This is a genomic window from Streptomyces camelliae (assembly GCF_027625935.1).
Classification (GTDB): domain Bacteria; phylum Actinomycetota; class Actinomycetes; order Streptomycetales; family Streptomycetaceae; genus Streptomyces; species Streptomyces camelliae.
Map to the genome: position 1 here is coordinate 3,522,442 of NZ_CP115300.1, position 19,121 is coordinate 3,541,562.

At 71.5% G+C, this 19,121-nt stretch carries 19 protein-coding genes; 13 read left to right on the forward strand and 6 right to left on the reverse strand.

Annotated elements, in window-relative coordinates:
* Nucleotides 1-207: 207 nt before the first annotated feature.
* Nucleotides 208-1,980: an acetyl/propionyl/methylcrotonyl-CoA carboxylase subunit alpha gene (locus tag O1G22_RS15885; RefSeq protein ID WP_270081958.1), complete on the forward strand. Its 1,773-nt coding sequence runs from the start codon at nucleotides 208-210 to the stop codon at nucleotides 1,978-1,980.
* 237 nt (nucleotides 1,981-2,217) lie between these two features.
* Here O1G22_RS15885 and O1G22_RS15890 read toward each other — a convergent pair whose 3' ends face one another.
* Both O1G22_RS15890 and O1G22_RS15895 read right to left on the reverse strand, forming a co-directional pair.
* A complete protein-coding gene (locus O1G22_RS15890) occupies nucleotides 2,218-3,153 on the reverse strand; it encodes a DeoR/GlpR family DNA-binding transcription regulator (RefSeq protein ID WP_270081959.1) in 936 nt (311 codons plus the stop codon).
* Nucleotides 3,154-3,319: 166 nt separating this feature from the next.
* Nucleotides 3,320-4,768, reverse strand: coding sequence for an NAD(P)H-quinone dehydrogenase (locus tag O1G22_RS15895; protein WP_270081960.1), 1,449 nt, complete (start codon nucleotides 4,766-4,768; stop codon nucleotides 3,320-3,322).
* A 116-nt stretch (nucleotides 4,769-4,884) separates the two neighbouring features.
* Here O1G22_RS15895 and O1G22_RS15900 point away from each other — a divergent pair, with 116 nt between their 5' ends.
* The 3 genes from O1G22_RS15900 (at nucleotide 4,885) to O1G22_RS15910 (ending at nucleotide 8,021) form a co-directional block, all read left to right on the forward strand.
* Nucleotides 4,885-5,322 carry a gamma-glutamylcyclotransferase family protein gene (locus O1G22_RS15900; protein ID WP_225099605.1) on the forward strand — a complete coding sequence of 146 codons (438 nt, stop codon included), beginning with the start codon at nucleotides 4,885-4,887 and terminating at the stop codon, nucleotides 5,320-5,322.
* A 177-nt stretch (nucleotides 5,323-5,499) separates the two neighbouring features.
* A complete protein-coding gene (locus tag O1G22_RS15905) occupies nucleotides 5,500-6,324 on the forward strand; it encodes a purine-nucleoside phosphorylase (RefSeq protein ID WP_225099606.1) in 825 nt (274 codons plus the stop codon).
* A 65-nt stretch (nucleotides 6,325-6,389) separates the two neighbouring features.
* Nucleotides 6,390-8,021: a phospho-sugar mutase gene (locus tag O1G22_RS15910; RefSeq protein ID WP_270081961.1), complete on the forward strand. Its 1,632-nt coding sequence runs from the start codon at nucleotides 6,390-6,392 to the stop codon at nucleotides 8,019-8,021.
* 106 nt (nucleotides 8,022-8,127) lie between these two features.
* Here O1G22_RS15910 and O1G22_RS15915 read toward each other — a convergent pair whose 3' ends face one another.
* The gene (locus tag O1G22_RS15915; protein WP_270081962.1) at nucleotides 8,128-8,802 is read right to left on the reverse strand and encodes a PH domain-containing protein; all 675 of its coding nucleotides are present in this window, start codon (nucleotides 8,800-8,802) and stop codon (nucleotides 8,128-8,130) included.
* Nucleotides 8,803-8,949: 147 nt separating this feature from the next.
* On the opposite strand from O1G22_RS15915, the gene deoC reads away from it, so the two are divergent.
* Genes deoC through O1G22_RS15930 form a run of 3 tightly spaced genes read left to right on the forward strand, consistent with a single transcriptional unit; the run spans nucleotide 8,950 to nucleotide 12,228 of the window.
* Nucleotides 8,950-9,909 carry a deoxyribose-phosphate aldolase gene (gene deoC, locus O1G22_RS15920; RefSeq protein WP_270086434.1) on the forward strand — a complete coding sequence of 320 codons (960 nt, stop codon included), beginning with the start codon at nucleotides 8,950-8,952 and terminating at the stop codon, nucleotides 9,907-9,909.
* Nucleotides 9,910-9,914: 5 nt separating this feature from the next.
* Complete coding sequence (locus O1G22_RS15925) at nucleotides 9,915-11,351, forward strand: aldehyde dehydrogenase family protein (RefSeq protein ID WP_270081963.1); 1,437 nt, start codon at nucleotides 9,915-9,917, stop codon at nucleotides 11,349-11,351.
* Nucleotides 11,344-12,228 (forward strand): aldehyde dehydrogenase family protein, encoded by an 885-nt coding sequence (locus O1G22_RS15930; protein WP_270081964.1) that lies wholly within the window; start codon nucleotides 11,344-11,346, stop codon nucleotides 12,226-12,228. The genes O1G22_RS15925 and O1G22_RS15930 overlap by 8 nt, the downstream gene beginning before the upstream one ends.
* 54 nt (nucleotides 12,229-12,282) lie before the next feature.
* Here O1G22_RS15930 and O1G22_RS15935 read toward each other — a convergent pair whose 3' ends face one another.
* Nucleotides 12,283-12,687, reverse strand: a complete 405-nt coding sequence (locus tag O1G22_RS15935) for a hypothetical protein (protein WP_270081965.1) — start codon at nucleotides 12,685-12,687, stop codon at nucleotides 12,283-12,285.
* A 127-nt stretch (nucleotides 12,688-12,814) separates the two neighbouring features.
* Between O1G22_RS15935 and O1G22_RS15940 the strand changes: the two genes are divergently transcribed.
* Nucleotides 12,815-13,447, forward strand: a complete 633-nt coding sequence (locus tag O1G22_RS15940) for a uridine kinase family protein (RefSeq protein ID WP_270081966.1) — start codon at nucleotides 12,815-12,817, stop codon at nucleotides 13,445-13,447.
* A gap of 182 nt (nucleotides 13,448-13,629) precedes the next feature.
* Here O1G22_RS15940 and O1G22_RS15945 read toward each other — a convergent pair whose 3' ends face one another.
* Nucleotides 13,630-14,415 (reverse strand): SigE family RNA polymerase sigma factor, encoded by a 786-nt coding sequence (locus O1G22_RS15945; protein WP_270081967.1) that lies wholly within the window; start codon nucleotides 14,413-14,415, stop codon nucleotides 13,630-13,632.
* Nucleotides 14,416-14,655: 240 nt separating this feature from the next.
* Here O1G22_RS15945 and afsQ1 point away from each other — a divergent pair, with 240 nt between their 5' ends.
* The 5 genes from afsQ1 (at nucleotide 14,656) to O1G22_RS15970 (ending at nucleotide 18,567) form a co-directional block, all read left to right on the forward strand.
* Nucleotides 14,656-15,333 carry a two-component system response regulator AfsQ1 gene (gene afsQ1, locus O1G22_RS15950; protein WP_067041772.1) on the forward strand — a complete coding sequence of 226 codons (678 nt, stop codon included), beginning with the start codon at nucleotides 14,656-14,658 and terminating at the stop codon, nucleotides 15,331-15,333.
* Nucleotides 15,330-16,952, forward strand: coding sequence for a sensor histidine kinase (locus O1G22_RS15955; protein WP_270081968.1), 1,623 nt, complete (start codon nucleotides 15,330-15,332; stop codon nucleotides 16,950-16,952). Before afsQ1 ends, O1G22_RS15955 begins: the two co-directional genes overlap by 4 nt.
* Nucleotides 16,949-17,554, forward strand: a complete 606-nt coding sequence (locus tag O1G22_RS15960) for a hypothetical protein (RefSeq protein WP_270081969.1) — start codon at nucleotides 16,949-16,951, stop codon at nucleotides 17,552-17,554. The genes O1G22_RS15955 and O1G22_RS15960 overlap by 4 nt, the downstream gene beginning before the upstream one ends.
* Nucleotides 17,555-17,686: 132 nt before the next feature.
* On the forward strand, nucleotides 17,687-18,271 hold the full coding sequence (locus tag O1G22_RS15965) for a VanZ family protein (protein WP_270081970.1): 585 nt from the start codon (nucleotides 17,687-17,689) through the stop codon (nucleotides 18,269-18,271).
* Nucleotides 18,272-18,369: 98 nt separating this feature from the next.
* Nucleotides 18,370-18,567 (forward strand): PspC domain-containing protein, encoded by a 198-nt coding sequence (locus tag O1G22_RS15970; protein ID WP_270081971.1) that lies wholly within the window; start codon nucleotides 18,370-18,372, stop codon nucleotides 18,565-18,567.
* Between the two features lie 89 nt (nucleotides 18,568-18,656).
* Here O1G22_RS15970 and O1G22_RS15975 read toward each other — a convergent pair whose 3' ends face one another.
* Nucleotides 18,657-18,998, reverse strand: a complete 342-nt coding sequence (locus O1G22_RS15975) for an ATP-binding protein (RefSeq protein ID WP_270081972.1) — start codon at nucleotides 18,996-18,998, stop codon at nucleotides 18,657-18,659.
* Nucleotides 18,999-19,121: the final 123 nt, after the last annotated feature.

Genomic DNA, 19,121 nt, shown 5'->3' on the forward strand with positions numbered 1-19,121 from the left:
GCAGCACGCTCTCACAGAGACCTTGACCACACGAGAGGGCTAGGGTTTCCGGGAGGAGCCCTGCGTGCTGAGGTGCGACAAGGGCTTTCGCGGGTCGAGCGGGCCTCGAATCACGCTCCGTGTGGGCAAGCTCACCATTGGGGACGGGTCGAAGTGCCGTGTCGGCAGTCCCTAAACTCGGCTTGTTTCAAGGAGGGAGCCTCAATCGTGCGCAAGGTGCTCATCGCCAACCGTGGCGAAATCGCTGTCCGCGTGGCCCGGGCCTGCCGGGACGCCGGGATCGCGAGCGTGGCCGTATACGCCGACCCGGACCGGGACGCGCTGCACGTCCGCGCGGCCGACGAGGCGTTCGCCCTGGGCGGTGACACACCGGCGACCAGCTACCTGGACATCGAGAAGGTCCTGAACGCTGCGCGTGAGTCCGGTGCGGACGCGATCCACCCCGGCTACGGCTTCCTGTCGGAGAATGCCGACTTCGCGCAGGCGGTGCTGGACGCGGGTCTGGTCTGGATCGGTCCGCCGCCGCAGGCGATCCGTGACCTGGGTGACAAGGTCGCCGCCCGGCACATCGCCCAGCGTGCCGGCGCCCCGCTGGTGGCCGGTACCCCGGACCCCGTCTCGGGTGCCGAGGAGGTCGTGGCGTTCGCCGAGCAGCACGGCCTGCCGATCGCGATCAAGGCGGCCTTCGGTGGTGGCGGGCGGGGCCTGAAGGTCGCCCGCACCCTGGAGGAGGTCCCGGAGCTGTACGAGTCGGCGGTCCGCGAGGCCGTGGCGGCCTTCGGCCGGGGCGAGTGCTTCGTGGAGCGCTACCTGGACCGTCCCCGGCACGTGGAGACCCAGTGCCTGGCGGACAAGCACGGCAACGTGGTCGTCGTATCGACGCGTGACTGCTCGCTGCAGCGCCGCCACCAGAAGCTGGTCGAGGAGGCCCCGGCGCCGTTCCTGTCCGAGGAGCAGGTCGCCGAGCTGTACCGCGCCTCGAAGGCCATCCTGCGGGAGGCCGGCTACGAGGGTGCGGGCACCTGTGAGTTCCTGGTCGGGCAGGACGGCACGATCTCCTTCCTGGAGGTCAACACCCGCCTGCAGGTGGAGCACCCGGTGACCGAGGAGGTCGCGGGCATCGACCTGGTCCGCGAGATGTTCCGCATCGCCGACGGCGAGGAACTGGGCTACGACGACCCGCCCTTGCGCGGCCACTCCTTCGAGTTCCGCATCAACGGCGAGGACCCGGGCCGCAACTTCCTCCCCGCCCCCGGCACGGTGACGAGGTTCGACGCCCCCTCGGGCCCCGGTGTCCGCCTGGACGCGGGCGTGGAGTCCGGCAGCGTGATCGGCCCGGCGTGGGACTCCCTGCTGGCCAAGCTGATCGTGACCGGCCGTACCCGCGAGGAGGCCCTTCAGCGGGCCGCCCGCGCCCTGGACGAGTTCCAGGTCGAGGGCATGGCCACCGCCATCCCCTTCCACCGCGCGGTCGTCAAGGACCCGGCGTTCGCCCCCGAACTCACCGGCTCGGACGGCCCCTTCACGGTCCACACCCGCTGGATCGAGACCGAGTTCGTCAACGAGATCAAGCCCTTCGCCGCCCCCGCCGACACCGAGGCGGAGGAGGAGACCGGCCGTGAGACGGTCGTCGTCGAGGTGGGCGGCAAGCGCCTGGAGGTCTCCCTCCCCTCGTCCCTCGGCATGTCCCTGGCCCGCACCGGCCTCGCGGCGGGCGCCAAGCCCAAGCGCCGCGCGGCCAAGAAGTCCGGCCCGGTGGCCTCCGGCGACACCCTCGCCTCCCCGATGCAGGGCACGATCGTCAAGATCGCGGTCGAGGAGGGCCAGGAGGTCAACGAGGGCGACCTGATCGTCGTCCTGGAGGCCATGAAGATGGAACAGCCCCTGAACGCCCACAAGGCGGGCACCATCAAGGGCCTGACCGCCGAGGTCGGCGCCTCCATCACGTCGGGCGCGGCGATCTGCGAGATCAAGGACTGACGGCAAGAGTCTGAGCGACGCCCGGTGGACCGACTGCTTCGGTCTGCCGGGCATCAGCTTTTCAAGCTCGTCCGGGGCAGCGAACTCAGGGGCGCGGGGCTGGGTCTGCTATGCGGCTACGCCGCGTGGGTGCGACCAGCCACATAGCACCCGCACCCGCACCCGCACCCGCACCCGCACCCGCACCCGCACCCGCACCCGCCCAACGACCCCAAGCCCTATGGCGAATAGGCACTCTCAACGCCGCCGCAGATCAGCGACGCGCCCCCGCTCCGTCCCCGCCGGCTGCTCCCCCAGCACCCCGCGCAACCCGCCTCCAGGAACCCCGCGCCTAGGCCCCGGCAGGGACGCGCGCCGCGCCGGGGCCTGCTCACCCCCCGGAGGGGCCCCGTTCGCCCCGGCCACAGCGATCTGCACCCCTTGGTCGGCAAGGGCCTGCAACTCCGTGCCGGCGCGGTCGTCATGGGCCGGAGGCTCGTCGGTGACCAGCCGGGTGATGAGATCCGTCGGCACGGTCTGGAACATCGTGTCCGTGCCGAGCTTGGAGTGGTCGGCGAGGACCACGACCTCCGCGGCGGCCTGCACGAGCGCCCGGTCGACGGACGCCGAGAGCATGTTGGACGTGGAGAGCCCCCGCTCGGCGGTGAGCCCGCTCCCGGACAGGAAGGCCTTGGACACGCGCAGCCCCTGCAGGGACTGCTCCGCGCCGGAGCCGACGAGGGCGTAGTTGGAGCCGCGCAGGGTGCCGCCGGTCATCACGACCTCGACCCGGTTGGCATGGGCCAACGCCTGTGCGACCAGCAGGGAGTTGGTGACGACCGTCAGGCCGGGCACCCGCGCGAGCCGACGGGCCAGCTCCTGCGTGGTGGTACCCGCCCCGACGACGATGGCCTCGCCCTCTTCGACGAATCCCGCCGCGAGGTCGGCGATGGCCGTCTTCTCGGCAGTCGCGAGATGGGACTTCTGCGGGAAGCCGGACTCTCGCGTGAACCCGCCCGGCAGTACCGCACCGCCATGCCGGCGGTCGAGGAGTCCTTCGGCCTCCAGTGCCCGCACGTCCCGCCGTACGGTCACTTCGGAGGTCTGGACGACGCGGGCGAGCTCACGGAGCGACACGGCACCGTTCGCTCGCACCATTTCGAGGATCAATTGGCGACGTTCAGCAGCGAACACGAAACTGACAGTAACCCCAGCGACCGTCTGCTTTCAGCAGTTTGCGCCGAATAACAGAAGTTGTTCGCATGGCGGGGCGGGAAGTGGTATAGGACCTATCCGCCCCGACTATGCCGTACGCACAGGCGACAACTCCCCGTGACCAGCGGGAAGTCGGAACCGGCCGTCAGGCCTCCGCGCTCGCCTTGCGCGTGTGGAGCTGCCTGGCCACCTCCGCGATCGACCCCGAAAGGGAGGGGTACACGGTGAACGCGTTCGCGATCTGTTCGACCGTCAGATTGTTGTCGACGGCGATCGAGATGGGGTGAATCAGTTCCGAGGCGCGGGGCGCCACGACCACGCCGCCGACGACGATGCCCGTACCCGGCCGGCAGAAGATCTTGACGAAGCCGTCGCGGATGCCCTGCATCTTGGCGCGCGGGTTGCGCAGCAGCGGGAGCTTGACGACCCTCGCGTCGATCTTGCCCGCGTCCACGTCCGCCTGCGTGTAGCCGACGGTCGCGATCTCGGGGTCGGTGAAGACGTTGGAGGAGACCGTCTTCAGGTTCAGCGGGGCCACCGCGTCGCCGAGGAAGTGGTACATGGCGATGCGTCCCTGCATGGCGGCGACGGACGCGAGCGCGAAGACACCGGTCACGTCACCGGCCGCGTAGACGCCGGGGGCGGTGGTCCTGGAGACCTTGTCGGTCCAGATGTGCCCGGACTCGCGCACCTTGACGCCGGCCTCCTCCAGCCCCAGCCCGGCGCTGTTCGGAATGGCGCCGACCGCCATCAGGCAGTGCGAGCCGCTGATGACCCGGCCGTCGGCCAGCGTCACCTCGACCCGGTCGCCGACGCGCTTGGCGGACTGGGCGCGGGAGCGGGCCATGACGTTCATGCCACGGCGCCGGAAGACGTCTTCGAGGACGGCGGCGGCATCCGGGTCCTCACCCGGCAGCACGCGGTCCCGGGACGAGACGAGCGTGACCTTGGATCCCAGCGCCTGATACGCGCCGGCGAACTCGGCGCCGGTCACACCGGAGCCGACCACGATGAGCTCCTCGGGCAGCTCGGTGAGGTCGTAGACCTGGGTCCAGTTCAGGATGCGCTCGCCGTCGGGCTGGGCGTCGGGCAGCTCGCGGGGGTGACCACCGGTCGCGATGAGGACGGCGTCGGCGGTGAGGGTCTCCTCGGTGCCGTCGGCGGCGGTGACGACGACCTTCCGGGACCCGTCGAGGGCCTGCATGCCCTCCAGCCGGCCACGCCCCCGCATGACCCGGGCGCCGGCGCGTGTGACGGAGGCGGTGATGTCGTGCGATTGGGCGAGGGCCAGCCGCTTCACCCGGCGGTTGACCTTCCCCAGGTCCACGCCGACCACCCGGGCCGCCTGCTCCAGCGGCGGGGTGTCGTCGGCGACGATGATGCCGAGCTCTTCGTACGACGAGTCGAAGGTCGTCATGACCTCGGCCGTAGCGATTAGGGTCTTCGACGGCACGCAGTCGGTCAGCACCGACGCTCCGCCCAGACCGTCGCAGTCGACGACGGTCACCTCCGCGCCGAGCTGAGCGGCCACCAGCGCCGCTTCATATCCGCCGGGTCCGCCACCGATGATCACGATCCGAGTCACGTACTCCATTGTCCCGCACGCTTCAAGGTGCTACTGCCCCGGGGGCGCACGGGAGTGTCCGCGGAGCTTCCTGGGGCATGAGTGACGGACGTTCCTCCCGCCGCGCCCTGCCGTACCCTCTCTCCATGTCGCTCTATGCCGCGTACGCAGGCAACCTCGACGCCCGGCTGATGTCCCGCCGCGCCCCGCACTCCCCGCTGCGCGCCACGGGCTGGCTGAACGGCTGGCGGCTGACGTTCGGCGGTGAGCAACTGGGCTGGGAGGGCGCGCTGGCGACCCTCGTCGAGGAGCCGCTCGCGCAGGTCTTCGTCGCCCTGTACGACATCGCACCCATGGACGAGGAGTCGCTGGACCGGTGGGTGGGCGTGGGCCTCGGCATCTACCGGCGCGCACGCGTGCGCGTGCACACCCTGGACGGCGAGGAGCCGGCCTGGGCGTACGTCCTCGACGGCTACGAGGGCGGCCTCCCCTCGGCGCGCTATCTGGGCGAGATCGCGGACGCGGCGGAGTCGGCGGGCGCACCGCACGACTACGTGATGGAACTCCGCAAGCGCCCCTGCTGAGCATGAGGGGGTGCGCCCCTGCCGGCCACAGGGGACTCACAGCCGCCGCCTATAACCCCAGCTGCTCCCAGCCGTCCCTCGTGTCGCTGCTTTCGTCGGAAACGACAAGACAACGATCGCCATCCCGTGACGTCTGTCATCTACGCGCGTAGGCGAAGAGGAGCTACCCTCGTCGGCGTGAACGCATCTCTTCTTCCGGACGACATCCAGGGCGACCCGTACGCCGCCGCCGACGCCGCCGCCGCGCGCCTGCGCGAACTCACCGGCGCCGAGACCCACGACGTCGCCCTCGTGATGGGCTCCGGCTGGGCTCCGGCCGTCGACGCCCTGGGCACCCCCGACGCCGAGTTCCAGGTCACCGAGCTGCCCGGCTTCCCGCCGCCGGCCGTCGAGGGGCACGGCGGCAAGATCCGCTCGTACTCCTTCGGTGACAAGCGCGCCCTGGTCTTCCTGGGCCGCACGCACTACTACGAGGGCCGTGGCGTGGCGGCCGTCGCCCACGGCGTCCGTACCGCCGTGGCGGCCGGCTGCAAGACGGTGGTCCTCACCAACGGCTGCGGCGGCCTGCGCGAGGGCATGCGCCCCGGCCAGCCGGTCCTGATCAGCGACCACATCAACCTGACGGCGACCTCCCCGATCGTCGGCGCGAACTTCGTCGACCTGACGGACCTCTACTCCCCCCGCCTGCGCGCCCTGTGCAAGGAGATCGACCCGACGCTGGAGGAGGGCGTGTACGCCCAGTTCCCCGGCCCGCACTACGAGACCCCGGCCGAGATCCGCATGGCCCGCGTCATCGGCGCGGACCTGGTCGGCATGTCCACGGTCCTGGAGGCCATCGCCGCCCGCGAGGCCGGCGCCGAGGTCCTCGGCATCTCCCTGGTCACCAACCTGGCCGCCGGCATGACCGGCGAACCCCTCAACCACGAGGAGGTCCTCCAGGCGGGCCGCGACTCCGCCGCACGGATGGGGGAGCTCCTGGGACGGGTGCTGGGCAAGCTGTAAACGGGTGGGCAGACGGGGGTCCGGGGCGGAGCCCCCAGCAATGACGAGGAGAGGTTGATCCCAAGGTGCACGACGATCTCATCAGCAAGGCCAAGGCCTGGCTCGCCGAGGACCCCGACCAGGAGACCCGCGACGAACTGGCCAAGCTGATCGACGCCGGTGACGTGAACGAACTGTCGGCCCGGTTCTCCGGCACCCTCCAGTTCGGCACCGCCGGCCTGCGAGGCGAACTCGGCGCGGGCCCGATGCGCATGAACCGCAGCGTCGTCATCCGCGCCGCCGCCGGCCTCGCCGCGTACCTGAAGGCGGAGGGCCACACCGGCGGGCTGGTCGTCATCGGCTACGACGCCCGCCACAAGTCCGCCGACTTCGCCCGGGACACCGCCGCCGTGATGACCGGCGCCGGGCTGCGCGCGGCGGTCCTCCCCCGCCCCCTCCCCACCCCCGTCCTCGCCTTCGCCATACCGCATCTCGGCGCGGTCGCGGGCGTGGAGGTCACCGCCAGCCACAACCCGCCCCGGGACAACGGCTACAAGGTCTACCTCGGCGACGGCTCCCAGATCGTGCCGCCCGCCGACGCGGAGATCGCCGCCGAGATCGACGCGATCGCGAGCCTGAACGACGTACCGCGCCCGGAGTCCGGCTGGGAAACCCTGGACGAGTCGGTCCTGAACGCCTACCTGGCCCGTACGGACGCCGTACTGGCCCCCGGCTCCCCGCGCACCGCCCGCACGGTCTACACGGCGATGCACGGCGTCGGCAAGGACGTCCTGCTGGCCGCGTTCGCCCGGGCCGGCTTCCCGGAGCCGGTGCTGGTGGCCGAGCAGGCCGACCCCGACCCGGACTTCCCGACGGTCGCCTTCCCGAACCCGGAGGAGCCGGGCGCGATGGACCTGGCGTTCGCCCGGGCCCGCGCCACGGACCCGGACCTGGTCATCGCCAACGACCCCGACGCCGACCGCTGCGCGGTGGCCGTCAAGGACGGCGCCGACTGGCGGATGCTGCGCGGCGACGAGGTCGGCGCGCTGCTCGCCGCGCACCTGGTCCGCCGGGGCGCGACCGGCGTGTTCGCCGAGTCGATCGTCTCCTCCTCCCTCCTCGGCCGCATCGCCGAGAAGGCGGGCCTCCCTTACGAGGAGACCCTGACCGGCTTCAAGTGGATCGCCCGCGTGGACGGCCTGCGCTACGGCTACGAGGAGGCCCTCGGCTACTGCGTGGACCCCGAGGGCGTGCGCGACAAGGACGGCATCACGGCGGCGCTCCTGATCACGGAACTGGCTTCGCGGCTGAAGTCGGAGAACCGCACTCTCCTGGACCTCCTCGACGACCTCGCCGTGGAGCACGGCCTGCACGCCACGGACCAGCTCTCGGTCCGCGTCCAGGACCTGTCCCTGATCGCCGACGCCATGCGCCGCCTGCGCGAACAGCCGCCGACGGAGCTGGCCGGCCTGCCGATCACCCGGTCCGAGGACCTGACCCGGGGCACGGAGCAGCTGCCCCCCACGGACGGCCTGCGTTACACGCTGGACGGCGCCCGGGTGATCGTCCGCCCGAGCGGCACCGAGCCCAAGCTGAAGTGCTACCTGGAGGTCGTCGTACCGGTCGCCGGCCACGCCGGCCTCCCGGCCGCCCACGCCCGCGCGACGGAGCTCCTCGCCGCGATCAAGCGGGACCTGTCGGCGGCCGCCGGCATCTGATCCGTACGACGAGAGGGGGTGCCCCGACGTCCGGGGCACCCCCTCTCACACATACGGGCACCGGCCTCAGCCCACAGCGACCCGACTCACCCCACGGCGACCCGACTCACCCCGTGACGTACAGAATCGCCAGCAGCACCGCACCCGCCACCGCCGGTGCGAGCACCTCGTACGCCCAGCGCACGCTGATCTCTCCCTGCGCCGACTCCGCTTCCCCGCGCCGCTCCAGCAGCTCGCGCAGGTCGTCCATGGCCTGGTCGGTCTCCGCGCGGGTCGGGCCGGTCGAGAGGGCGGAGCCGGTGCCGAGGCCGCCCAGGCCGCCGAGGCCGTGCCCCCCGGGGCGGCTGCCACGGGCCGCGTCCGCAGCCGCGCGTGCCCTGCGCGTCTGGGCCTTCTTGCGGGCCCGCAGCGAGACCGGCAGGGCCCACAGCTGGTACTTGCCGCCCGCCTTGACGACGACCTCGTTGGAGTAGCCGGAGCGCAGCGAGGCGATCTCGCCCCAGGGCAGGCTGATCACGCGGAAGGGGTTGCGGATCCGCAGCCGGTCCTCACCGGCGAAGACCGCCGGGCGCAGGGTGAAGGCGACCACCAGCGGCACGGCCAGGATCATCCCGGCGAGCGCCAGCCACGGCGTACGACCGTGTCCCCTGAACAGGGCGTCGAAGCCCAGCCAGGCCATGACGGCGAGCAGCAGCACGCCGCCCACGAGCGCCATGGGCGAGCGGTAGATCCGGTCCTTCGCGACGGGCGACGCGGGTGACTGGTGGTCCGGGGTCGTCATGGCCCCGATTCTGCACGACACCACCACCAGTGGCTCACGTGCCCCGACAGCCGGTGCTCATCCGTGACCCCGGGGTGAGAGATGAGCAGCTGGAGAGACCCAGGGGTATACATCCGCTACGCGCGTAGATATGCTCGTCTGGTGACCATGCCCTCTACCGCACCCACAGCACACGCGCTCGCCGACGTCACCGCGTCCGACAGCACGCTGCGCCGCTTCCTGCACGGGCTGCCCGGCGTCGACGCGGTCGGCCTGGAGGCGCGGGCCGCGTCTCTCGGCACCCGTTCCATCAAGACCACCGCGAAGGCGTACGCCATCGACCTCGCCATCTCGATGGTCGATCTGACGACGCTGGAAGGCGCGGACACCCCGGGCAAGGTCCGGGCGCTCGGCGCCAAGGCGGTCCATCCCGACCCGACGGACCGGACGACCCCGACCACGGCGGCCGTCTGCGTCTATCCCGACATGGTGGCCGTCGCCAAGGAGGCCGTCGCCGGCTCGGGCGTCAAGGTCGCCTCCGTCGCCACCGCCTTCCCGGCCGGCCGTGCCGCCCTCGACGTGAAGCTGGCCGACGTCCACGAGGCCGTCGCCGCCGGCGCCGACGAGATCGACATGGTCATCGACCGGGGCGCGTTCCTCGCCGGCAAGTACCTGAAGGTGTACGACGAGATCGTCGCCGTGAAGCAGGCCTGCGGCGACACCGCCCGGCTGAAGGTCATCTTCGAGACCGGCGAGCTGTCCACGTACGACAACATCCGCCGCGCCTCCTGGCTCGGCATGCTCGCGGGCACCGACTTCATCAAGACCTCCACCGGCAAGGTCGCCGTCAACGCGACCCCCGCCAACACCCTCCTGATGCTGGAGGCCGTACGGGACTTCCGCGCCCAGACCGGCGTCCAGGTCGGCGTGAAGCCGGCCGGCGGCATCCGGACCAGCAAGGACGCGATCAAGTTCCTGGTCCTGGTCAACGAGACCGCGGGCGAGGACTGGCTGGACAACCACTGGTTCCGCTTCGGCGCCTCCTCGCTCCTGAACGACCTGCTGATGCAGCGTCAGAAGCTGGCCACCGGCCGCTACTCCGGCCCCGACTACGTGACGGTGGACTGATCACCATGGCATCCGCATTCGAGTACGCACCCGCGCCCGAGTCCCGCTCGGTCGTCGACATCGCCCCCTCCTACGGCCTGTTCATCGACGGCGAGTTCGCGGAGGCCGCCGACGGCAAGGTCTTCAAGACCGTCAGCCCGTCGACCGAAGAGGTCCTCTCCGAGGTCGCCCAGGCCGGTGAGGCGGACGTGGACCGCGCCGTCAAGGCCGCCCGCAAGGCGTTCGAGAAGTGGTCCGCGCTGCCGGGCTCCGAGCGTGCCAAGTACCTGTTCCGCATCGCCCGGATCATCCAGGAGCGCAGCCGTGAGCTGGCCGTCCTGGAGACGCTGGACAACGGCAAGCCGATCAAGGAGACCCGGGACGCCGACCTGCCCCTGGTGGCGGCCCACTTCTTCTACTACGCGGGCTGGGCCGACAAGCTCGACCACGCCGGCTTCGGCGCGAACCCGCGGCCGCTGGGCGTGGCGGGCCAGGTCATCCCCTGGAACTTCCCCCTCCTGATGCTGGCGTGGAAGATCGCCCCGGCGCTGGCGACGGGCAACACGGTCGTCCTGAAGCCGGCCGAGACGACCCCCCTGTCGGCGTTGTTCTTCGCGGACATCTGCCGCCAGGCGGGCCTGCCCAAGGGGGTCGTCAACATCCTTCCGGGTTACGGCGACGCGGGCGCGGCCCTCGTGGCGCACCCGGACGTGAACAAGGTCGCCTTCACCGGCTCCACGGCCGTCGGCAAGGAGATCGCCCGCACGGTCGCGGGCACGCGGAAGAAGCTCACCCTCGAACTGGGCGGCAAGGGCGCCAACATCGTCTTCGACGACGCCCCCATCGACCAGGCCGTCGAGGGCATCGTCACCGGCATCTTCTTCAACCAGGGCCAGGTCTGCTGCGCGGGCAGCCGTCTGCTGGTCCAGGAGTCGATCCAGGACGAGCTGCTCGACGCTCTGAAGCGCAGGCTCTCCACCCTCCGTCTCGGCGACCCGCTGGACAAGAACACCGACATCGGCGCGATCAACTCCGCCGAGCAGCTGGCCCGGATCACCGCACTGGCCGAGCAGGGCGAGGCGGAGGGCGCCGAGCGCTGGTCCCCTGCGTGCGAACTTCCGGAGAGCGGCTACTGGTTCGCCCCGACGCTCTTCACGAACGTCACCCAGGCGCACACCATCGCCCGCGACGAGATCTTCGGCCCGGTGCTGTCCGTCCTCTCCTTCCGCACCCCGGACGAGGCGGTCGCCAAGGCGAACAACACGCAGTACGGCCTGTCCGCGGGCATCTGGACCGAGAAGGGCTCACGGATCCTGGCGGTGGCGAGCAAGCTCCGCGCGGGTGTGATCTGGTCCAACACGTTCAACAAGTTCGACCCGACCTCGCCGTTCGGCGGTTACAAGGAGTCGGGCTTCGGCCGCGAGGGCGGCCGCCACGGCCTGGAGGCGTACCTCGATGTCTGACCGTTTGAGCGTCTTCAAGACCTACAAGCTGTACGTCGGCGGGAAGTTCCCGCGTTCCGAGAGCGGCCGGGTGTACGAGGTGACGGACTCCAAGGGCAACTGGCTGGCCAACGCTCCGCAGTCCTCCCGCAAGGACGCCCGGGACGCGGTCGTGGCCGCGCGCAAGGCGTTCGGCGGCTGGTCCGGCGCGACCGCCTACAACCGGGGCCAGGTCCTCTACCGCGTCGCGGAGATGCTGGAGGGCCGCAAGGACCAGTTCGTGCGCGAGGTCGCCGACGCCGAGGGTCTGTCCAAGTCGAAGGCGGCGGCGGTCGTGGACGCGACCATCGACCGCTGGGTCTGGTACGCCGGCTGGACCGACAAGATCGCCCAGGTGATCGGCGGCGCCAACCCGGTCGCGGGTCCGTTCTTCAACCTCTCCTCGCCGGAGCCGACGGGTGTGGTGGCTGTCGTGGCCCCGCAGGAGTCGTCGTTCCTGGGCCTGGTCTCGGTTGTCGCCCCGGTGATCGCCACCGGCAACACGGCGGTCGTGATCGCGAGCGAGGAGTCCCCGCTCCCCGCCCTCTCCCTGGGAGAGGTCCTGGCCACCTCCGACGTCCCCGGCGGTGTCGTCAACGTCCTGTCCGGCCGTACGGCGGAGCTCGCCGCCCCGCTGGCCGCACACCAGGACGTCAACGCCATCGACCTCGCGGGCGCGGACGAGGCGCTCGCGAAGGAGCTGGAGGTCGCCGCGGCCGACAATCTCAAGCGCGTTCTGCGTCCACAGGCTGTGGATTACTTCGAGACGCCCGGGATCGAGCGGATGACGGCGTTCCTGGAGACGAAGACCGTGTGGCATCCGACGGGGTCGTTGGGCGCGTCCGGGTCGTCGTACTGACGGAGGGGGCGCGGGAGCCGCACAACGCAGCCCCGCGCCCCTTTCGGGGGCGCTTCAGCGACCCAGAACCCCGAGAACCTGCCCCACCCCCGGCACCGCACCCAGCGACCGCGCCCCCGTCACCGGTGCCGTCAGCATCTGCGAAGCGACCGGCTTGAAGTCGGCGAACTGTGTGCCCACGCCGTTGTCCAGCGGGTCAACGCCCGTGCCCGCCAGGGGGTTCGGCTTCAGACCGGCCACGGGGCCGGTGACGTAGCCGACCGTTCCCGTCAGGACCGTCAGGCCTGCCTCCGGGTCGATCTTGCCGAGTGAGGTCGGGCGCCACGGCACCTCCACCAACTGGGCTGCGGATTCCGCGTGGGCCGTCGCCGCGCCCGCTCCCAGGGCCGCTCCGGCGGTCGCGAGGGCGATCAGGGCGCGCTGCGCGACGGGGTGCTGAGGGGTGGTCTGTCGGGCCATCGCTGGTGCCGCCTTCTGGTGCGCAGGGTAATGCTGTCGACACGAAGGGTAGTTGAGGCGGGGGTCACGCTCAAAAGCCGACCCGCGGGGTCGGCAGGGCGCCCCCCATGCGTCAAACTGGTGTTCCGTGAGCCTTCATCCTCCGTCCCCCGCCCGTGTCGTGCTGCTGTGCGGTCCCTCGGGTTCGGGCAAGTCACTCGTCGCCGCCCGTTCCGGGCTTCCCGTGCTGCGCCTCGACGACTTCTACAAGGAGGGTGACGACCCGACCCTGCCGCTGGTGGCGGGCAGTTCGGACATCGACTGGGACCATCCGGAGTCGTGGGACGCGGACGTCGCGATCGAGGCCATAGCCCGGCTGTGCGCCACGGGCTCGACGCCGGTGCCGGTGTACGACATCGCGCTGAGCGCCCGTACCGGCGAGGACACGCTCGACATCGGCCGTACCCCGCTGTTCATCGCCGAGGGCATCTTCGCGGCGGAGATCGTCGAGCGCGTCCGCGAACGGGGCCTGCTCGCGGACGCGCTGTGCCTGAGCCGTGGCCCGCTCACCACCTTCCGGCGCCGCTTCACGCGGGACCTGAAGGAGGGCCGCAAGTCGGTGCCGTTCCTGCTGCGCCGCGGCTGGCGGCTGATGCGGGCGGAGCGGTCGATCGTCGCCCGCCAGGTCGCGCTGGGTGCGCATGCGTGCGATCGCGACGAGGCACTGGGCCGGCTCGCGACAGCGGCGACGGGGCAGGCGCGGCAGCAGACCCCGGCCTGAGCACCGCAGGCGTCGTACACACGCAAAAGCGGGACTGGACAGGCCCCCCGGCCCTCCAGCCCCGCTCTTGGTGCTCCCCCGTGTCCCTCCCCGTTTCCCCCGTGGGCCGCCCCCCAGCGGCCCCGTTCTCCCCCGTCTTCCCCCGTGTCCCCCCTCGGGCCACCCCCCGGTGACCCCTGCCCTCAGGCGACGAGCTCGCCGAAGGCGTTCTCCTCGTCACGGCCGAAGCTGAGGACCTCGTCCTCGCGCAGCCGGCGCAGCGAGCGCCAGATGCTGGACTTGACCGTGCCGACGCTGATGTCGAGGATCTCCGCGATCTCCGGGTCCGTGCGGCCCTCGTAGTAGCGCAGGACCAGCATGGTGCGCTGGAGTTCGGGGAGCCGGGCCAGCGCCTGCCACAGGACCGCGCGCAGTTCGGTGCCGCGCATCGCGTCCGTGTCGGAGGGCGTCTCCGGCAGTTCCTCGGTCGGGTACTCGTTGAGCTTGCGGCGCCGCCAGGCGCTGATGTGCAGGTTGGTCATGGTGCGGCGCAGGTAGCCGCCGACGGCCGCCTTGTCGCTGATCCTGTCCCACGCCTTGTACGTCGAGAACAGCGCGCTCTGCAGCAGGTCCTCGGCCTCGAAGCGGTCGCCGGTCAGGTGGTAGGCGGTGGCGTACAGGGAGGCGCGGCGCTCCTGGACGTAGGCGGTGAACTCCGCCTCCGTCAGCGAGCGACGCCGCTCCCCCGAGTCCTCCCCGTACGCAGCTCCCCCGACAGCGCCCACGGCGGCTGCCGCCGCGGGCCCCGTGACGCCGTCCGGCGTATGTGCGTCGACCACCGACATGTACGCCGGGTGCTGACGCCCGGTACCGCGAGCGCACCCCCGCCCGCTCACGGCACCGGACTTCTCGGAACCGGACCGGTGCATGTGCACGTCGTGCAGACGCGTGACCACTGCGCTGGTGCTGATGCTGTGCAGCGTGTTCATCTCGCGCTCCCCGTCGTGGACTTCCGGTGGTTCGGTCTTGCCGGGCCGGTTCCGGCTGACCGTCCGGCCCGTGACGAAAACTCTGCCGGGGTCACTTCATCGCCGTGTCCGCCGACTGTCACAGACCTGTCACAGGGGTCCGGCTCAGCGCGCTCACAGGACGTGCACATGTGGTGGCGGTAGGGAAGGGCTGGTGCGGGCAGGTGGGAGGACGGCGGGTCCATGGGCCAGAATGAGCCCGTGCCTTCCCTGTTGCTGATCGAGGACGACGACGCCATCCGCACGGCCCTGGAGCTCTCCCTGACCCGCCAGGGCCACCGGGTGGCCACCGCTGCCAGCGGTGAGGACGGTCTGAAGCTGCTGCGCGAGCAGCGGCCGGACCTGATCGTGCTGGACGTGATGCTGCCCGGCATCGACGGCTTCGAGGTGTGCCGCCGGATCCGGCGCACCGACCAGCTGCCGATCATCCTGCTCACCGCGCGCAGCGATGACATCGATGTGGTGGTCGGGCTGGAGTCCGGGGCCGACGACTACGTCGTCAAGCCCGTGCAGGGCCGCGTGCTCGACGCCCGGATCCGCGCCGTGCTGCGGCGCGGGGAGCGTGAGTCCAGCGACTCGGCGACCTTCGGCAACCTCGTCATCGACCGTTCGGCGATGACCGTGACGAAGAACGGCGAGGACCTCCAGCTGACCCCGACCGAGCTCAGGCTGCTGCTGGAGCTGAGCCGGCGGCCCGGTCAGGCGCTGTCCCGGCAGCAGTTGCTGCGGCTGGTGTGGGAGCACGACTATCTGGGTGACTCACGGCTCGTGGACGCGTGTGTGCAGCGGCTGCGCGCCAAGGTCGAGGACGTGCCGTCGTCCCCGACGCTGATCCGTACCGTCCGTGGTGTCGGCTACCGCCTGGACACGCCTCAGTGACCGACACGCACAGGGGGCTGCGCGGCTGGGCCGCGGGGCGCGGGAGGAGTCTGGCCCGGCTGAGGTTCACCAGTCTGCGGCTGCGGCTGGTCGTCGTCTTCGGGCTGGTGGCCCTGACCGCCGCCGTGTCGGCGTCCGGCATCGCCTACTGGCTGAACCGGGAGGCGGTGCTCACCCGCGCCCAGGACGCGGTGCTGCGCGACTTCCGCCAGGAGATGCAGAACCGCGCGGGCGCGCTGCCCTCGCACCCCACCCAGGACCAGCTCCAGCGCACCGCCGGGCAGATGGCGACCAGCAGCCAGAGCTTCAGCGTGCTGCTGGTCGGCCAGGACGCCGGCGGCAAGACGGTGTACGGCAACTCGGGCGGTATCAACGGCTTCTCGCTGGAGGACGTGCCGAAGTCGCTGCGCGCTGCCGTGAACAAGCAGCAGAAGGTGACCGACGCCAACAAGGAGCCGTACCACCTGTACTGGCAGCGGGTCGTGAGCCACGGCACGCCGTATCTGGTGGCCGGTACGCGGGTGATCGGCGGCGGTCCGACCGGCTACATGGCGAAGTCTCTGGAGCCGGAGGCCAAGGATCTGAACTCGCTGGCCTGGTCGCTGGGCATCGCCACGGGGCTCGCGCTGATCGGCGCCGCGCTGCTCGCGCAGGCCGCCGCCACGACCGTGCTGAAGCCGGTGCACCGGCTCGGGGTCGCCGCGGCGCGGCTGGGCGAGGGCAAGCTGGACACCCGGCTGCGGGTGTCGGGCACGGACGAACTGGCCGATCTCTCCCGGACGTTCAACAACGCGGCCGAGGCGCTGGAGCAGCGGGTCGCGGAGATGGCCGCCCGGGACGAGGCCTCGCGCCGCTTCGTCGCCGACATGAGCCATGAGCTGCGGACGCCGCTGACCGCCATCACCGCTGTCACGGAGGTGCTGGAGGAGGAGCTGGAGGCGGAGTCGGGCAGCATCGACCCGATGATCGAGCCTGCGGTGCGGCTGGTGGTCAGCGAGACACGGCGGCTGAACGACCTGGTCGAGAACCTGATGGAGGTCACCCGCTTCGACGCGGGCACCGCGCGGCTGGTCCTGGACGACGTGGACGTCGCCGACCAGATCACCGCCTGCATCGACGCCCGCGCCTGGCTCGACGCCGTCGAACTGGACGCCGAGCGCGGCATCCACGCCCTCCTCGACCCGCGCCGGCTGGACGTGATCCTCGCCAACCTGATCGGCAACGCGCTCAAGCACGGCGGGTCGCCGGTGCGGGTGTCGGTCAGGGCGGCGGACGACGAGGTGGTCATCGCGGTGCGCGACCACGGGCCGGGCATCCCCGAGGAGGTCCTGCCCCACGTCTTCGACCGCTTCTACAAGGCGAGCGCCTCCCGGCCGCGCTCCGAGGGCAGCGGCCTGGGCCTGTCCATCGCCATGGAGAACGCCCACATCCACGGCGGCGAGATCACGGCCGCCAACTCGCCCGGCGGCGGCGCGGTGTTCACCCTGTGGCTACCGCGGGACGCCTCGCGGCTGACGGAGGAGGCGGACGGGGGCGAGAAGGACACCAGGGCCGACAGGAACAACCCGAACGACACGAACGACACAGGCAGTTCAGGATCAGGAAAGGAGGGGTCATGACCGTACGACGCCTGCTGGCGCTGCCCCTCCTGGGTCTGCTGCTATCCGGCTGCGGCATCCGGGCCACTCAGGTGCCGACCGACTTCGGGGCGGCGCCGTCCCGGGTGCCGTGCTCGCTGGCCGGCCCGGACGTGGCAACGCAGTCCTCGCAGGGCGTGCCCGTGCAGGTCTTCCTGCTCTGCGGGGCGTCCCTGGTGACGGTCGACCGGACGGTGCGCGTCCCCGACGGCACCCCGGACGCCCGGCGCCGGGTGATCGTGGCCCAGGGCCTGCTGGACCAGCTCGCCGCGTCGCCGTCCGCAGCCGAACGCTCCGCGGGCTACACGACGTACGTCCCGGGCGGCCTGAACGTCTCCGGCCCCGCCCCGAAGGACCCCGAGGACACCCTCCGCCTGAACACGCCCCCGTCCCGCCTCACGTCCTACGCCCTGGCCCAGCTGGTCTGCACCCTCTCCGACTCGGCGGCGACGGAGGGCGACGGCTCGGTCATCCTGGCCGGCCCGGCCCCGGACACCCCCCGCCGCTACGCCTGCACGGACGACGTCCGCAACCGCCCGGGATCGGCGGAGCCGCCGTCGAGCGAGGTGCTGGGGAAGTCCTAGTAGTGCTTCGTCAGGTTCTGGCCCTGGTTCTTCTTGCGGTGAGGGGGCGGCCGCAGGTGGTCGGGCCGGCCCGGCCGCGGGCAGTCGTGCCGCACCGGAACCGTTCGTACCCGGCGCTGCGTCTAGGGGGTCGTGCAGCGTCAACGCTTCGGCGGCAGTGCCACGATCCGTATCCGGGTGACCGGCGGTGTCCTCCTCGTCGCCCACCTCGCCCTGGTCGCCTGGCTGACGCTGCGTCCCCTGGACGTCCCCTGGGTGACACCCCCCAACCTGCACCCCCTGGCCGGCATCCGCGCCGACCTGGCACTCGGTGCGCGGGAGGCCGCCCGGCGCATCGGTGAGGGTCTGGCGCTGCTCGCCCCGCTGGGCGTGCTGCTGCCGGCGGTGCACGGCAGGCTCGCCGTCTCCCCGCTCGCCTCCCTGATCCGTACGGCCGTGGCGGGCGCCCTGATCTCCCTCGGCATCGCGCTGCTCCAGACCGGCGTGCCCGGCAGGGTCGTGGACGTCGACTCGCTGCTGCTGAACACCGCGGGTGTCGTCCTGGCCCATCTGGCCGTCGTACCGGCGGGACGCGCCTGGCTGCGGCGGAGGGACGCGGGCGACGTGGGCGACGCAGGCGAGGACGGTGACACGTGGGCCGAACGCTTCGTGACCGTCCGGGAGGAGCCGGCTCAGGGTCGTACCCCGACGATTCCCAGGGTCGGGATCGCCCCGTAGAGCGACGCTTCGCCCGCTTCGTCTCCGTATCGTCGAAGACAGCTGAAAGCAGCTGAAGACGCTGAAGACAGTGCATCGACCACCACGGAGGAGTCGCCATGTCCGCTCTCGCCCGCCCCACCCACGGCCGCATGATCGGCGGCGTGTGCGCCGGACTGGCCCGGCGCTTCGGCACCTCGGCGACGACGATGCGGGTGATCTTCCTGCTGTCCTGCCTGCTGCCGGGCCCGCAGTTCCTGCTCTACATAGCGCTGTGGATCCTGATGCCGTCCGAGGAGTCGCGCACCGCCTGGTGAGGCCGGAGCGGCGCACGCGAACGCCGCTGGGGCGCCCCGGACCGGATCCGGGGCGCCCCAGCGGTGTCGTACGGCCAGGGGCCGCCGGGTCAGCCGAGCGGGATCCCGTTCACCGGCAGACCGTGCGTGGGCAGGCCCGTGTTGCCCGTCGGCAGTCCGCCGAGGAGCCCGGCGACCGGCGCGGTCGGGCCCTTGGCGAGCGCACTCTGGACGGCCGGCGTGGCGGCGGCGGTCGCGGTACCCAGGGCACCCTGCCCCTGGGTCAGCGCCTCGGTGGCGCCCGGCAGCGTCTGGCTGACGGAGCTCAGGGCCTGCGTGGCCTGGCCGGTGTCGGGGAGGGCCGTGGCCGCGTTGGCCGCGCCCGCACCGGTGGCGGCGAAGGCGGCGCCGAGGGCGGCGACACCGAGGGTCTTGGCGGCAGACTGCTTCATGGTGAATGCGTCCTTGAATGCGGAGACGGAGATCACAAATGATCTGAGCGGTCCACGACCGTAAACACGCCGGACCACCCGCCGCAAACACCGAAATGCGGACGCCTTGTGAAAGCGTGTCCG

Coding starts and splice junctions, on each gene's coding strand:
- O1G22_RS15970 (WP_270081971.1), top strand. CDS start 18,370: ATGTCCGCTCTCGCCCGCCCCACCCACGGCCGCATGATCGGCGGCGTG.
- O1G22_RS15945 (WP_270081967.1), bottom strand. CDS start 14,415: ATGAACACGCTGCACAGCATCAGCACCAGCGCAGTGGTCACGCGTCTG.
- O1G22_RS15915 (WP_270081962.1), bottom strand. CDS start 8,802: ATGACGACCCCGGACCACCAGTCACCCGCGTCGCCCGTCGCGAAGGAC.
- O1G22_RS15975 (WP_270081972.1), bottom strand. CDS start 18,998: ATGAAGCAGTCTGCCGCCAAGACCCTCGGTGTCGCCGCCCTCGGCGCC.
- O1G22_RS15925 (WP_270081963.1), top strand. CDS start 9,915: ATGGCATCCGCATTCGAGTACGCACCCGCGCCCGAGTCCCGCTCGGTC.
- O1G22_RS15960 (WP_270081969.1), top strand. CDS start 16,949: ATGACCGTACGACGCCTGCTGGCGCTGCCCCTCCTGGGTCTGCTGCTA.
- O1G22_RS15930 (WP_270081964.1), top strand. CDS start 11,344: ATGTCTGACCGTTTGAGCGTCTTCAAGACCTACAAGCTGTACGTCGGC.
- O1G22_RS15895 (WP_270081960.1), bottom strand. CDS start 4,768: ATGGAGTACGTGACTCGGATCGTGATCATCGGTGGCGGACCCGGCGGA.
- O1G22_RS15935 (WP_270081965.1), bottom strand. CDS start 12,687: ATGGCCCGACAGACCACCCCTCAGCACCCCGTCGCGCAGCGCGCCCTG.
- deoC (WP_270086434.1), top strand. CDS start 8,950: ATGCCCTCTACCGCACCCACAGCACACGCGCTCGCCGACGTCACCGCG.
- O1G22_RS15900 (WP_225099605.1), top strand. CDS start 4,885: ATGTCGCTCTATGCCGCGTACGCAGGCAACCTCGACGCCCGGCTGATG.